The sequence below is a fragment of the Vibrio owensii CAIM 1854 = LMG 25443 genome (genome assembly GCF_000817815.1).
Lineage (GTDB): Bacteria > Pseudomonadota > Gammaproteobacteria > Enterobacterales > Vibrionaceae > Vibrio > Vibrio owensii.
This window is the reverse complement of the sequence record NZ_JPRD01000042.1, coordinates 42,340-56,999: the sequence shown is the minus strand read 5'-3', so window position 1 is coordinate 56,999 and position 14,660 is coordinate 42,340. Positions and strand designations below refer to the sequence as shown.

At 46.6% G+C, this 14,660-nt stretch carries 14 protein-coding genes; 8 read left to right on the top strand and 6 right to left on the bottom strand.

The annotated features are described in order from the left end of the window. Nucleotides 1–39: 39 nt before the first annotated feature. Nucleotides 40–780, top strand: a complete 741-nt coding sequence (locus H735_RS20625; protein ID WP_005436345.1) for a DeoR/GlpR family DNA-binding transcription regulator — start codon at nucleotides 40–42, stop codon at nucleotides 778–780. Here the strand turns inward: H735_RS20625 and malI are convergent. Next, nucleotides 777–1,799 carry a Mal regulon transcriptional regulator MalI gene (gene malI / locus H735_RS20620; RefSeq protein ID WP_005453001.1) on the bottom strand — a complete coding sequence of 341 codons (1,023 nt, stop codon included), beginning with the start codon at nucleotides 1,797–1,799 and terminating at the stop codon, nucleotides 777–779. The two genes, H735_RS20625 and malI, sit on opposite strands and share 4 nt — an antisense overlap. A 237-nt stretch (nucleotides 1,800–2,036) precedes the next feature. Here malI and malX point away from each other — a divergent pair, with 237 nt between their 5' ends. From malX to manA, 3 genes are all read left to right on the top strand, one after another. Continuing rightward, on the top strand, nucleotides 2,037–3,608 hold the full coding sequence (gene malX / locus H735_RS20615; RefSeq protein ID WP_020196124.1) for a maltose/glucose-specific PTS transporter subunit IIBC: 1,572 nt from the start codon (nucleotides 2,037–2,039) through the stop codon (nucleotides 3,606–3,608). Between the two features lie 92 nt (nucleotides 3,609–3,700). Next, nucleotides 3,701–4,879, top strand: coding sequence for a MalY/PatB family protein (locus H735_RS20610; RefSeq protein WP_020196123.1), 1,179 nt, complete (start codon nucleotides 3,701–3,703; stop codon nucleotides 4,877–4,879). Nucleotides 4,880–4,900: 21 nt separating this feature from the next. Next, nucleotides 4,901–6,088 (top strand): mannose-6-phosphate isomerase, class I, encoded by a 1,188-nt coding sequence (gene manA, locus H735_RS20605; RefSeq protein WP_020196122.1) that lies wholly within the window; start codon nucleotides 4,901–4,903, stop codon nucleotides 6,086–6,088. A gap of 71 nt (nucleotides 6,089–6,159) precedes the next feature. On the opposite strand, the gene H735_RS20600 is transcribed toward manA, so the two are convergent. The 3 genes from H735_RS20600 to H735_RS20590 form a co-directional block, all read right to left on the bottom strand. Further along, complete coding sequence (locus H735_RS20600; RefSeq protein WP_020196121.1) at nucleotides 6,160–7,053, bottom strand: DMT family transporter; 894 nt, start codon at nucleotides 7,051–7,053, stop codon at nucleotides 6,160–6,162. 134 nt (nucleotides 7,054–7,187) lie between these two features. Continuing rightward, a complete protein-coding gene (locus H735_RS20595; RefSeq protein ID WP_020196120.1) occupies nucleotides 7,188–7,997 on the bottom strand; it encodes an alpha/beta hydrolase in 810 nt (269 codons plus the stop codon). 184 nt (nucleotides 7,998–8,181) lie between these two features. After that, nucleotides 8,182–8,541 carry a VOC family protein gene (locus H735_RS20590; protein WP_020196119.1) on the bottom strand — a complete coding sequence of 120 codons (360 nt, stop codon included), beginning with the start codon at nucleotides 8,539–8,541 and terminating at the stop codon, nucleotides 8,182–8,184. Between the two features lie 259 nt (nucleotides 8,542–8,800). Between H735_RS20590 and katE1 the strand changes: the two genes are divergently transcribed. The 3 genes from katE1 to sodC all read left to right on the top strand — a co-directional run bounded on the left by katE1 (nucleotide 8,801) and on the right by sodC (nucleotide 11,420). Beyond that, nucleotides 8,801–10,315, top strand: a complete 1,515-nt coding sequence (katE1, locus tag H735_RS20585; protein WP_020196118.1) for a catalase KatE1 — start codon at nucleotides 8,801–8,803, stop codon at nucleotides 10,313–10,315. 100 nt (nucleotides 10,316–10,415) lie between these two features. Continuing rightward, on the top strand, nucleotides 10,416–10,880 hold the full coding sequence (locus H735_RS20580) for an ankyrin repeat domain-containing protein (RefSeq protein WP_005436364.1): 465 nt from the start codon (nucleotides 10,416–10,418) through the stop codon (nucleotides 10,878–10,880). Between the two features lie 27 nt (nucleotides 10,881–10,907). Then, entirely contained in the window at nucleotides 10,908–11,420 is a 513-nt protein-coding gene (sodC, locus tag H735_RS20575) for a superoxide dismutase family protein (protein ID WP_020196117.1), read from the top strand. Between the two features lie 98 nt (nucleotides 11,421–11,518). Here the strand turns inward: sodC and H735_RS20570 are convergent, their stop codons facing one another. Both H735_RS20570 and H735_RS20565 read right to left on the bottom strand, forming a co-directional pair. Next, nucleotides 11,519–12,172 carry a nicotinamidase gene (locus H735_RS20570; protein ID WP_020196116.1) on the bottom strand — a complete coding sequence of 218 codons (654 nt, stop codon included), beginning with the start codon at nucleotides 12,170–12,172 and terminating at the stop codon, nucleotides 11,519–11,521. Nucleotides 12,173–12,204: 32 nt separating this feature from the next. Then, nucleotides 12,205–12,930 carry an NUDIX domain-containing protein gene (locus tag H735_RS20565; RefSeq protein WP_020196115.1) on the bottom strand — a complete coding sequence of 242 codons (726 nt, stop codon included), beginning with the start codon at nucleotides 12,928–12,930 and terminating at the stop codon, nucleotides 12,205–12,207. Nucleotides 12,931–13,320: 390 nt separating this feature from the next. On the opposite strand from H735_RS20565, the gene pncB reads away from it, so the two are divergent. Next, nucleotides 13,321–14,631 (top strand): nicotinate phosphoribosyltransferase, encoded by a 1,311-nt coding sequence (gene pncB / locus H735_RS20560; RefSeq protein ID WP_020196114.1) that lies wholly within the window; start codon nucleotides 13,321–13,323, stop codon nucleotides 14,629–14,631. The last annotated feature ends 29 nt before the right edge of the window (nucleotides 14,632–14,660 follow it).

The window sequence follows — 14,660 nt, the reverse complement described above, 5'->3', positions numbered from 1 at the left end:
CGGGCGTATACTGCAAGCTCATCTATAAGGAGCGAGCCTGTGAACTCAAGACAAAACGAAATCCTGCAATTGGTTAATGACCGCAAACGCGTTCAAGTGACGGAGCTTTCTGACATCATTGGCGTGTCGGGCGTGACCATCAGGCAGGATTTGAATTTCCTTGAGCAACAAGGCTACTTAAAGCGTGTACACGGCGCTGCGACGGCGCTACAAAGTGACGATATTGATACGCGACTCGAAGTGCGCTTCGACATCAAACAAGCGTTAGCCAACAAAGCGGCAGATTTGGTATCACCAAACGAAACCGTGTTAATCGAAGGCGGCAGTGCTAATGCGCTCTTGGCTCGCACATTGGCTGAACGTGGTGACGTCACCATCATTACCCCATCAGCGTACATCGCTCACCTCATCCGTAACACCTCAGCTAACATCATTTTGCTCGGTGGTGTGTATCAGCATCAAGGCGAGAGCTTAGTTGGACCGTTAACCAAGCTATGTATCGAGAACATTCACTTCAGCACGGCTTTCTTGGGTATTGACGGCTTCCATCAAGATACTGGCTTTACTAGCCGAGACATGATGCGCGCAGAAATCGCTGAAACCATCATTGCGAAAAAGCGTCGTAACATCGTACTGACGGACTCAAGCAAGTTTGGGCAAATCTACCCATCTTCGATTGGTAAAACGAGTGAAATCTCGGTGCTGTTAACCGACGAAGCCGCTCCGAAAAGCGACCTCGAACAGTTGAGAAAGCAAGGCGTGGAAGTGGTGTTGGGTTAAGCCGACTCACGAACAATAAGTTTGGGAGGCAGGATCAAGCTGTAAGGCTCGCTGTCTTCTTGCTTCAGTTGATTGATCAATCGTTTTGCCGCTTGTCTTCCCATCTCTCGTGCATTGGAATTAACGAAGGTAAGCGGTGGTTCAATTAACTCTGCTTCTTCAACGTCATCAAAACCAATCACCGATACTTGCTCGCCGATAAACTGATCTTTACCGATGGAACGTCCTGCTCGATGTATCCCATAAACTGCGCCTAGTGCCGTCGAGGAATGGTGACAAAGAACCGCAGTAATCTGTGGATGCTCCAACAATAATTGCTGCACAGTTTGAGCGGCAGACGCTTGGCTTTTCTCACACTCGACCACCCACTCAGGTTTGAAAGGCAAACCAAACTGCATCAGAGTTGAACAATACCCACCAATGCGCTCAGCACGACACAAAGAACTGCTCGCGCCGCCGACATAAGCGATTCTGCGGTGCCCTTGCTTAACCAGATGCTCCGTCGCCAACTTGGCTGCGTACATGTTGTCTGGTCCCACGTAGTCGATTTGCTTATCCACCGAAGCGCGTGAAATGCACACCATTGGCAGATTGTGCTGCTTGAGGTTTTCGACGTTGAACTGCTGGCTTTCACCAATCGGGCAAAATGCGATACCACCGACACCTTGGCGTGCCATGGTTAATACACACTTCTCAAACTTTTCTTGGCTATCCCCACTTTGAGCCAGAAACAGCATGTAACCTTGCTGCTCGATTTCTTCACTCAATCCTGCTGCGACTTCTGCGTAATAGGGATCACTGATGTCTTTGAGGATCAATCCAATGATTTCGCTGGAATTGGATCGTAGGTTGGCAGCGGCACGGTTACGGATATAGCCGAGCTCTTCTACCGCAGCGTTGACCTTTTCTATTGTGTCTGGAGAGATCCGCCCTTTATTCCCCAACACCATAGAGACGGTGGTAACTGACACGCCAGCATGTTTAGCGACTTCTGTAATGGTCACTTTTTTTGACGACATAGATTCACTTTATGGATTAGAAAAACGTTTTATCATCAAACTGTAACCCTATTAGGTTGATTTTAAAAGCCCTACACAGTTTGTGGAAAAAGATATCTAACTCGATCACAGAATTTTTGGTAAAACGTTTTATCAAAATTTTTAGCAGCGTATATTGAATGCATAAAAACAACACTTCATGCGCACATAATGTGATGTGTATGAGCCCTACAAGTTCTCAATTTCCGGAGACAAACTATGTCTAAAAGCAATAAATCGACCATGTGGGAGTTCTTGCAAAGCCTCGGCAAGACCTTCATGTTGCCAGTCGCGCTGCTGGCATTTTCAGGTATTCTTCTTGGTGTCGGCAGCTCGTTTTCTAGCGCCGCTATCAAAGAAGCCATCCCATTTTTAGACAACACCCCTCTGCAATACCTGTTTATGTGGATGACCAAAATCGGTCTTGTCGCATTCATTTACTTGCCTGTGATGTTCGCCGTAGCCATCCCGCTTGGATTAGCGCGTGAAGAAAAAGGCGTGGCAGGTTTCGCGGGTTTCGTTGGTTATGCTGCGTTCAACCTTGCAATCAACTTCTTCCTAACCGTCGCTGGTGTACTAGACAGTGAAGCGGAACGTGCCGCCTACGGTGTGAAAAGCATCATCGGGATTGAATCGATCGATACTGGTATCCTTGGCGCGGTGATCGTTGGTGTAATTGTTGCGAAACTTCACCAGCGTTTTTACACCTTCAAAATGCCAGATGCGCTAGCGTTCTTTGGTGGCGCTCGTTTTGTTCCAATCATTTCTGCATTGGTACTGGGCGTTGTCGGTGTGTTTATCCCATTTGTATGGCCTTACTTTGCTGCAGGCATCAATGGTATCGGTCATGTGATTGAAGGCGCGGGTGATTTCGGTCCAATGCTGTTTGGTACGGGCGAACGTTTGTTGCTGCCAATCGGTCTTCACCACATCTTAGTTGCGCTGATTCGATTCACTGAAGCAGGCGGTACTATGGACGTGTGTGGTCAAACCGTGTCTGGCGCACTAAACATCTTCTACTCTGAACTGTCTTGTCCTGATACAACGGGGTTTACTCCGGAAGTCACGGCATTCTTGTCTCAAGGTAAAATGCCAACCTTCCTAGGCGGTTTACCGGGTGCAGCACTTGCGATGTACCACTGTGCTCGCCCTGAGAACCGCTCAAAAATTAAAGCACTGCTTATCTCTGGCGTCGTAGCTTGTGTGGTAGGTGGCATCACTGAGCCGCTTGAATTCTTGTTCCTATTTGTTGCGCCAGTGCTTTACTTCGTCCATGCGATTCTGACTGGTCTGGGCTTTATGGTGATGGGCTTGCTTGATGTCACCATCGGTAACACAGACGGCAACCTGATTGACTTCTTGGTGTTCGGTATCCTGCAAGGCACGGCAACGAAATGGTACTTAGTACCGCTGGTGGCGGGTGTTTGGTTCGTGGTTTATTACTCAGTATTTAAGTTTGCGATCACTAAGTTCAACCTAAAAACACCAGGCCGTGAAGTCGACACGGCGGAAGTGGACAAAGAGCTTGAAGCCGCTTTCATCAATGAATCTGGCAAAGGTGCCGCAGTACTGGCAGCTCTTGGTGGCAAAGAGAACATCACGGCTCTGGATAACTGCATCACTCGTCTTCGCTTGTCTGTTAACGACATGAGTTTGGTCGACGACGCTAAGTTGAAAGCCAACGGCGCACTCGGTGTTGTGAAGCTTGATGAGCACAACCTGCAAGTCGTGATTGGTACGCAAGTTCACCTAGTGAAGAACGAAATGCAAGCCATCATGTCTGCAAGCTAATCACTGCCTTGATAGATGCTCCCCCTCGGCACAATCTCCATCCTCCCCCCCAATGAGATTGTGACGAGGGACCTTAATATTGGAATATTCGTATGACTCAGAATTTCGACTTTGATACACCGATTGACCGCACTGGCACTTACTGCACGCAGTGGGACTACGTTCAGGATAGATTTGGTAAAGCGGGTCTACTCCCGTTTACCATTTCAGATATGGATTTTGCTGCGCCAGAGCCTGTAATGAATGTGCTTAAACAACGTTTAGAGCATCCGGTATTAGGTTATAGCCGCTGGAACCATGAGGATTTTAAGTCGGCGATTCGCTACTGGTATCAAACTCGTTTTGACTGCAAAATCGACACTCAGCAAGTGGTGTACGGACCATCGGTTATCTACATTGTGTCAAAGTTGATTGAGCAATGGAGCCAGCCGGGACAAGGCGTGGTGTTCCATACACCAGCTTATGATGCGTTCGACAAAATGATTGAAGGGCAAGGTCGTGCGTGCGTTCGCAGTCCGCTCATCAAGCAGCAAGGTCGATTTGAAATTGACTGGCAAGATCTGGAAACCAAACTCGCTGACCAGAACAACACTGTGCTGTTGTTGTGCAGCCCTCATAACCCAACAGGGCGAGTGTGGAATCAAAGCGAATTGGAAAAGATGGCGGAGCTTTGTAACCAACACCAAGTCAAAGTGATTTCTGACGAGATCCACATGGACGTGAGCTTTAAGCGTCACATCCCTTACGTGGGGTTTGGTCGTTCACAAGATTGGGCTGTGGTTACATCGGCGTCTAAATCATTCAATATTCCAGCCTTGAATGGCGCGTATGCGTTGATCGCGGATTCACCAACTCGCGAACGTTATCTGCATAAACTCAAAGAGGTGGATGGTCTTTCATCGCCCTCTATCATGGGCGTGCTTGGTACGATGGCGGCTTATCGTCATGGAGAGCCTTGGCTAAAGGCACTCAACGAGTATGTATTGGCTAACCATCAATACGTGAAAGAAGTACTGGAAAGCGCCTTTCCTGAAGTGAGTTACCTTGTCCCAGACGCGACCTATTTAGCATGGATTGACTTATCTGTTTTGAATCTAGATATGACGCTGCTTAATCAGGCGTTAATTGAGCAATTCAATATTGCCATCATGTCTGGAGATGTTTATGGTGATTCTGGGAAAGGCTATCTCAGACTCAATCTAGGTTGCCCAAGAAGCAAAGTCGAGCAGGGCGTTTCAGCCTTGATTCAAGCGATCAAATTGCAGTGTTAAAACACCGCGGGAGAGAGTGAGATGTCACTGTTCAAGTTAGATAACGTGATTCAAAACTACGCTTGGGGAAGTAAAGAGTCGATTTCTAAACTATTTGGCATCGACAATGCGAAACATCAACCTCAAGCTGAAATTTGGATGGGAGCACACCCTAATGGTTGCTCGCGCCTTGCAGCAACTGGTGAGTTATTATCTGATGTGATTGCGAGAGACAAAGCAAGCATGTTTGGTGATTACACCATGATGCGTTTCGGTGAACTTCCGTACCTATTCAAAGTGCTTGCGGCGGATTCTCCGCTCTCGATTCAAGTTCATCCTAGCAAGCGTAAAGCTGAGCTTGGTTTTGCACGAGAGAATGAACAAGGTATTCCACTTGATGCTCCTAATCGCAACTACAAAGACGTTAATCACAAGCCAGAGTTGGTCTACGCACTGACTTTTTATAAGGCGATGAATGGCTTTCGTCCGATAGAACAAATACTGACGCTGTTCCGCCAATTTGGTATTCGCAGTTTAGATGGTGAGGTGGCAGCGTTAGCCGAGCACCCAAATCAAGACGGGTTGAAAGGCTTCTTCACGGCGATCATGACCTTGAGCGAAGCTCATAAAATTCAAGCCTTGGCAGAACTGGACGCAGCGTTAGAGCGTGGTCCAAAGACGGCATTGGAAAGAGAAGTGCTCAGTTATGTGGCGGAATTTCAAAAGCACTACCCGCAAGACATTGGATTGCTGTCTCCGTTGATGTTGAACACGATAGAGCTTGCACCCGGTGAAGCGATGTTCCTCCATGCCGAAACGCCTCATGCGTATGTGCAAGGTACAGCGTTGGAAATCATGGCGAATTCTGACAACGTGCTTAGAGCTGGGCTAACTCCCAAATACATTGATGTGAATGAGCTTATCGCTAATACGGCATTTCACACCACGCAACCGGAACAGATTAAACTGTCGCCAATCCACAAAGAGGGCAAGTTGAGCTATCCAATTCCGGTAGACGATTTTGGGTTTGATATTCTCTCTTCCGATGACGAATGTAAGCAACAGTTTGTGCGTGGTGCTGAGATTGTTTTTTGTGTTGAAGGCGGTGTTGAGGTCATGACATCAGAGACAAGTCTGACTCTTAAAGCCGGAGAATCCGCGTTTATCACTAACGATTGTAAGTTCTACCAATATCAAGGGAGTGGTACGTTGGCGAGGGCGTATAACTAGTCATTTCGTTGTTAATACTAAAAGGCCGCTTGAACAGCGGCCTTATTTGATTTTATGACGCCTAAAAACGGTTAAGCGACTTTTTCTTTTCGTTTCGCCAGCATCGCGGCGGGAGAGAAGCCTGTTACCAACATTGTCCCACTAAGCACTAGAATGGTCCCTATGATGGTATTGAAGCCGATTGGCTCATCTAGAATAAGATAGCCCCATAAGATTCCGAAGACTGGAATGAGAAAGGTAACCGAAAGTGCCGATGCTGGTCCTACTTCTGATACCAAACGGAAATAAAGCAAATAAGCCAAACCGGTACAAACTACACCGAGAGCAACCACAGAACTCCACTCTATACTGGTTGGCTCTGCACGCATTGGTAAAAATGGCAGTAGTGGAAGTACCCAAATCACCGCTGCCCACATACTGCCGTGTGCATTATTGAAAGCCGGAATCTGAGGAGCATTCTTAGTGTAGTTGGTCGCGATTCCATAGCTACATGCGGCCAACAAGCTAGCAATGATCGGGAGAATAGCCTCCTCACCAATCTTCACCGCACTCCAACCGACCAATACTGCGACGCCAGTGATACCAATCGCCATGCCAAGAATCGCTTTCTTGGTCAGCGGGCTGCGATACCAGATAAAGCCAATCAGTGCGCCCCAAATAGGAGCCGTTGAGTTAAGTATCGATAAAGTTGAGGCATTGAGCGTCTGCGCTGCATAGGCGAAAAATAGAAACGGTGCCGCGGTGTTAAACAGTCCAATAATAAAGAAATGTTTGGTATGCGCGGTGAAGGAGAGTTTCTTTTTGAGATAAATGGAGATGAGCAACAAGGCAATCGCTGCAAACCCCACTCGAAATTCGATTAAGTAAGCCGGTCCGAACGTATTGGCGGCGACTCGCATAAACAGAAACGAGCCACCCCAAATAGCAGCGAGACAAAGTAAGCGAAAAAAACTGGCTGCGGTCATGTTACATCCTTGGTCGAGGTCTAGCGCCTCATTGATTAATTGTTGCGCTAACAGTGGATTAAACCAAGGATGAGATCAACCAGAAATGCAACGCGAGTTCCGAATCTGGCTACCGCTGACTTGTTTTGATGATCTTAAGTTTCTTCTTTTGGAAACAAGATTGGCAGACTGTCTCTATAAGTGTGGTACCACATCACGCCGTGGTTTAATCCGTTGTAGTGGATCAAAGGAGGCAGAGTGAACCCTTGGTACTCTTTCGATTTAATATGGCTGTAGAAGATATCTACCCAATAAAAATTCCCAGTTCTGCCAGATGTGGCGCTAAAAATCGCCGTCACTTCGAGCCAAGGAGAAATAAGGTAGCGCTCTTCCTCTATAGGGTAGATGGTGTCTTCAATACGCCAAAAAGAACCATCAGAGATGATAAAGTTAGAGAAAAACTCGGCACCAACATCTTCCGTTAGCATCACATAAGCGGATTTCGCACCGCCAAACGAATGTCCAGCTAACGTGCGCTGAGTCGGATCGATATCGTACTCGGCTTCAACAATTGGAATAAGTTCCTGCGTCAGGAAGAGATAGTAGTCATCTACGCCCGGAGGCAAGTAATCAATGTCTCTGCGTCCCGGTGGGCCTTCGTGAATGGCAACGAGAATGACTTCAGCACCGTAATCATCGATAAGCTCTGCGAAGCTCAATCCTGTTCCTCCACCGTCCGAGACAAAGATGACGGGCAAAGAACTAAGTCGGTCTTCGTAGTTCTCAGGCAAATAAACATCATACGGGTAGGTGACGCCCGTGATGTTGGAAAAGATGCTTGCCTGTATTTGATTGAGATTGTTGTCCGATGTTGAGGGATCCACACCGGAGCCATCACCACCTCCGCATGCCGATAACACAAGCCCCAAAGAAAGGGCGATGAACCAACGCTTCAAAACTTCCATGTTTTACCTTTGCTTTTGATTTAAAGAACAAAAAGCAACTGTATAAGATTTGAGCAATCAAAAAGCCCCGCGTTATCAACAAATGAAAAGGCGGGGCGAGCGGGTTTGTAACTCTTCGAGTCAATTATCGAATGCGGTGGTACGTTATTGTTTTACCTGTCATTAATTATTGTTTTACTTGCCATTAATTATTGGTTTCAGACCAGACCGCGAACTCATTGCCACTTGGTTCGGTAAAATGGAAACGACAACCCCCCGGGAACTCGAAGATCGGGCGGATGATTTGCCCCCCGAACTGTTCAACTTTTGCTAACGTGGCATAAATATCTGAGCTATAGAACACCAGTAGTGCTGCCCCATTTGTTGTTTGGCTTACTTGCTCTGCAGCATAAAAGCCACCGTCCAAGCCTTGACCTGAAAAGGCACTGTACTCAGGACCATAATCAACGAAGCGCCATCCAAAGGCTTGCTCGAAAAACTGTTTAGTCGCATTGATGTCTCGCGTGCCAAACTCAACGTAATTTAACTTTTCATGTTGGTGCATTCTGGTGTCCTTTTCATCGCTGTGCTTTTCTGTCAGTGTATTAACTCTTCCGTTGAGTTTCTCAGCCCGAGTCTAGGTTTTATTAATCAAACTGATAAAACCTCAAAAATTTCATTGGTTATCCCTATTAAATCTATCGTTATTTCCCATTAAACAAATGTAATCATTGAAGATATATTCTTCGTGGGCAGAAAAGAGCTTTTGAGTATCCATTGACCACTCGACTGGTCAAATGGTTAGCACGCATTGGAGAGCAACCATGCAGATGTCAAAAAGCTTTTTATTAATTACAGTTGGCTTAGCCAGCACATCTCTACAGGCGCAAACCCTGACAAGAGACAACGGTGCACCAGTCGGTGACAACCAGAATTCAATCACAGCAGGTGAAAACGGCAGCGTATTACTGCAAGACGTTCACCTGATCCAAAAATTGCAGCGTTTTGCCAGAGAGCGTATTCCTGAGCGTGTTGTGCATGCTCGTGGTACAGGTGCTCATGGTGAGTTTGTTGCATCGGGTGATTTTAGTGACTTAACGGTTTCCGCTCCTTTTACTAACAAAGGAAAGGTAACCCCTGTTTTCGTTCGTTTTTCGACCGTTATTCACTCAAAAGGATCACCTGAGACACTTCGCGATCCTCGTGGTTTCGCCACTAAATTTTATACTGAACAGGGTAACTGGGATCTGGTAGGGAACAACCTGCCTGTGTTCTTCATCCGCGATTCAATTAAGTTTCCGGATATGGTGCACTCTCTAAAACCGTCCCCTGTTACCAACGTTCAGGACCCAAACCGATTCTTTGACTTCTTCAGTCATGAGCCGAGTGCGACCAACATGCTGACTTGGGTTTATAGCAACCTAGGTACGCCAGCAAGCTACCGTACAATGGACGGCTTTGGTGTGCACGCTTACAAGTGGATTAATAAGCAAGGCGATGTGAACTATGTGAAGTTCCAATGGAAGAGCCAACAAGGTATCGAAAGCCTGCGTCCTGATGAAGTCACCGCAATGCAGGGTAAAGATTTCAACCATTTAACCAATGATCTGTACAAAGAAATTGGGCGTGGTAACTACCCTAAGTGGGATCTCTACGTGAAGGTGCTGTCACCAGAAGCCCTGAGCAAACTGGATTACAACGGGTTGGATGCGACCAAAGTATGGCTGAATGTACCGGATCAAAAAGTCGGCACTATGACGTTGAACCGCCTACCAGAAAATTTCTTTTTAGACACTGAACAGTCGGCATTTGCGCCTTCGAATTTGATTCCTGGTATCGAGCCATCGGAAGACCGTTTGCTACAAGGCCGTCTGTTCGCGTATGCAGATACACAGCTGTACCGCGTGGGTGTGAACTTGTTCCAGCTGCCAGTAAACCGTCCTTTAGCATCAGTGAACAACCATAACCAAGATGGATTGAGCAACAACGCGAAGCAAGGCAATGGTGATGTGAACTACGAACCAAGCCGTAAACTGGCACTGGCAGAAGACACGCAATTTAAAGCGGTTGAAACCAAGCTGGTTGGCACTGTTCAACAAAAAGCGATCAGTAATCCTCGTAACTTCTACCAAGCGGGTGTGTTGTTCCGCAGCATGAATGAGCAAGACCAAAGTGATTTGATTGCCAACTTAGCAGGTGATCTGAACAAGGTGATGGATAAAGACGTTAAGGAAACCATGGTGAGCTATTTCTATCGCGCAGATAAAGAGTACGGTACGCGTCTGGCTGAGGCGACAGATACCAATCTCAAGCAAGTGAAAAACAAGGCGATGATGTAAGCAATAAGTTTTGACCTGCGGGAGGTTTATCTGCTCTTTTCTGCCCGAAAATCAGGGCTCCCGTGGGTCATTCTCAAATTCTGTTAGTGAGGGTGAGTAAATGAAAACCGTGTTTTTGCTCAGTGCCGTTCTGTTCTCTTTGAGCTTCTCGCTGAGTTTATTAGCTGCCGAAGACAAACTGGAAGAAGAATACCAATCTCTGGTTGAACTGTTCTTTGACGCAGCGCGAATTGGCAATAACGAAGTGGTAGATACATTTGTTTCTCAAGGCTTCCCAATCGACCAACGTAACACTCAAAGCTATACCGCATTGATGGTGGCAGCGTATCAAGGACACCGAGAAACCGTTCGCTTGCTGCTCGACTCCGGTGCTAACGCCTGCCTGCAAGATAAACGTGGTAACACTGCATTAATGGGCGCACTCATCAAGCGTGAAATCGGCATAGCGAAAGACCTCTATCAAGCGGACTGTTCACCAGAGCTGCGCAATAAAGCAGGGTTAAATTTGAAAGAGTTTGCCGAGATCTATGGTCAATCCAATGTGTTGAAATCGCTTCAACACTGATAAATAACAATAAACAGGACCCACAGTATGAATAAAACAACATGGCTTGCTGCACTTACGCTTCTCTCTTCCCCAGCTTTTGCCGAGACAGTAAGCGTAGAAATGATTGACCTTGGCTCTGGTCAATCAACCGGGAGCGTGATGATCAGCGACAGTGATTACGGTACCGTTTTTACGCCGAAACTACAGGGTTTACCTGCTGGTACACATGGCTTCCATCTACACACTAACGGCTCGTGCGACAGTATTATCAAAGAAGGTAAAACCATACTTGGCGGTGCTGCCGGAGGGCATTATGACCCAGAAAAAACAGGCAAGCATGGTTTCCCTTGGACGGACGATAATCACCTTGGCGATTTACCAGCGCTTTACGTGAATGCTCATGGTGTGGCGGATCAGCCAGTATTGACACCACGAGTAAAACTTGATGACGTAAAGGGTCGTGCTTTGATGGTTCATGCGGGGGGCGATAACCACTCCGACCATCCGGCGAAACTTGGCGGCGGCGGTGCTCGCATTGTGTGTGGTGTGATTAAGTAATCCCCTTCTTAGATGCCACAAACAAAAAACGGTCCAGATAAGCTGGACCGTTTTCTTTTTAAGCGAAAGCCGATAGGCTTAGATTAAACCGACTTAAATTACGCGAAGTTCTCGACGATGATGTCATCTGCATTGCTAACAAATACTGCACCTTTCTCTTCCATCTCCGCAATCACTGCATCGATAGTATCTGGCAATACTGCGCGGCTAGAGGCTAAGTTCACAATCACTTTGAAACCTAAATCGAGAGCTTGAGTCACGGATTTCTTCACACAAAAATCAAGCGCTAAGCCACCAACAACAACCGTATCGATGTGGTTGAATTTAAGGAACTCATTCGCACCTGTAGTTTTGGTATCAGCCACGTCGTGGAAAAAGATGCCATAAGGGTGTGCGTCTGGGTCCATGCCTTTGTTGACTTGGAAATCGTACTCCAGAACAGGAGGTAGACCGTCCAGCAGTTCAACGCCCGTAGTACCAAGCACGCAATGGCGGTTCCACTTAATGTCCACATTAGGTAGGCCGACAGGTTCAAGCATATTCGCTGGCGTTTCTGCATCCCAAGCTGCTTTTGGTGGATGCAAATCACGGCTAACGAGCTTTAAGCGACCTTTAGTGTGGTTCTTTAATAGCTCTGGAACGATTTCTAATGCGCCAGTGACGGGTAATTCGTCAGGGCAAAGTTTGGTGAAGCCTTTTTCAGGATCCACGTCGATCACTGCGGTAGTTTGGTAGTTAACTCGAACGGTCATGGCAGACTCCTTGTCTGTCTTTTGTGCTTGCGTTAACCACGCAAACAGTTTTGGAAAAAGGTCACTTCGTCGCTTGCTAAGGTGTACACCATGGCTGGCTTACCGCCTTTACCTTTGTTAGTGGAAGCGACTTTGTTGGTTGGCTTGAGAACACCGGAATCAATCAAGCGGCGTTTGATCGTCATTCGACTGATATCAATACCGAACTCTTGGTATGCGGCAATGATGTCTGCAACCAAAAATTCTTTATCGAGTGCGAACAACAATACTGAGGTGTATTCAATAGAGGCACGCAGCTTCTGCCATGCCTTTTCAATCATCTTTTGATGATCAAAAGCGAGGGTTTCTTCAGCATCAAGGATTGCTTGTAGCGGGAACCACTTCAAATGACACTCTGGTACACCAGCGTTGTCGATTTGTTCTTTGTTATTGCGGTCTACTAAGGCGTAGTGGGTGATGTTCAGGCTCCAATCTTCAGGGTCACGCTTTGGGTCGCCATCGACAAAAGCTTCGCTAAAGTGGCGAGGGTAGGTGTGAATTTTTTCACGGCAGATTCTACGTCGCGCTGCTTCGAAGTTTTCGTCTGCTGCTCGTCCACCTTCGTGCGTCATGTCTTTATCAAACACAAATCCACCAGGCAAAGCCCACACGCCGTGGTAGGGGCGTTCTGGATTTGAGCGTTTGATCAGCAACACTTCCAACCCTTTATCGGCACAGCCAGATAGTCTGAATGGAATGATGTCGACAGTTACGATCATGATTGGGTCCTGAGATTGATTTGTAAGTAATCTAGCGCATAACAAGTAGTCAATCAATGGGTAAGTAACCGATTGTTAGAAACGTACATGCATTTTATTAGTGGTGATGTTTAAGCATGAATGTGCGTATCTGTTCAGGTTATCCACAATGGTTGTTGGATTATTACGCGTAAAAACCTTATAAAAAAGAGTGGTTAGTAACAAAAGTTGACAAACTAATAGTGGGTGTTTATTGTTTACGCAATTTAGTTAGTAACAACAAGTTATATACCCAAGTTTGCCTTGTTGAGAACTTCCCACCAACTTTGTTGGGAAAACAATAAGATGCGGTTTGCACCGTGCTGAGGGAATTTGGGTATAAACGAAAAAGGGCGTGTAGAAGGGCTCCGAATGACCACCAATTTATTTTCGTCTCGCATCATTCAAAGTGCGTTAGATTTTGACGTATACAAAGTGAATATGATGAGTGCTGTTGCAGCGCTTTATCCAGATGCGATGGTGTCCTACAAATTCATTGTTCGCAGTGAAGAAGACCTATCTGAACTATTGCCGGATGTGAAAGCGGAAGTTCTTAAACTGCAAGACATCACTTTCTCGGTAGAAGAAATCGAGTACATGAAAGGCGTCGCGCCTTATCTTAGCTCTGAGTTTGTTGACGCTCTGTATGCATTTCGTTTTAACCCTCAACGTGACGTCTCTTTCAATACTAAAACCATGGCTGATGGCACAAGCCAATTACGCATCACCATCAATGGCCTTTGGAAAGAAACCATTCTCTACGAGACCATTATCATGAGTATTGTGTCCGAAGTGCGTAGCCGTGCACGTTGGGCAGACATTCCAGCCGAGCAATTCCAATCTGTTCTAAAAGAGAAAGTTAGTCATCTAAAATCCGAACTAACACGCCGCAATATCACTAACTTTAAGTTTGCTGATATGTCGACCCGTCGTCGTTTCTCGTTCCAAGCCCAGCGTTCAATGCTGCAGTATCTGAGCGAAGAGTTGCCTGACAGCCTCACTGGAACCAGTAACTACCATTTGGCGAAAGAGCTCGATCTCACGCCAATTGGTACGGTGGCACACGAATGGTTTATGGGGCACCAAGCGCTGGTGAATGTTCGTGATTCACAAAAGGTAGCATTGCAGCGTTGGCAAAAGATGTTTAACGGTGCGTTAGGTATTGCTTTAACAGACACCATTGGTATCGATGCGTTCTTAAAAGACTTCGATGAAGAGCTAAGTAATGCTTACGCTGGTGTTCGTCATGACAGTGGCTGCCCTTACACATGGGGCGAGAAGATGATTGAGCATTACCAATCGCTTGGCATCGACCCTATGACCAAAACCTTGGTGTTTACAGACGGCTTAAACTTTGACCAAGCATTGGACATTTGTGAGCACTTCCAAGGTCGAGTACAAATCAGCTTTGGTATTGGTACGTTTTTGGCAAACGATATGGGCGAGTACACTAACGAACAAGGCGTCGCTTATAAGCCGCTCTCCATCGTAATCAAGATGGTTTCGTGTAACGGTTCTCCAGTGGCGAAAATCAGTGATGAGCCAGAGAAAGCGATGTGTGAAGATATCTTCTTTTTGATGAATTTGAAGCGTCGTTTTGAGCAGCCGCTCGATCTCGATGAGTGTCGCGTATTGCTTGATCGTCTAGAAAACGAGGGCGATAACTACCTTATCGACGCTTAAATCTCGAAGTGGGTCATGATGAAAAAGGG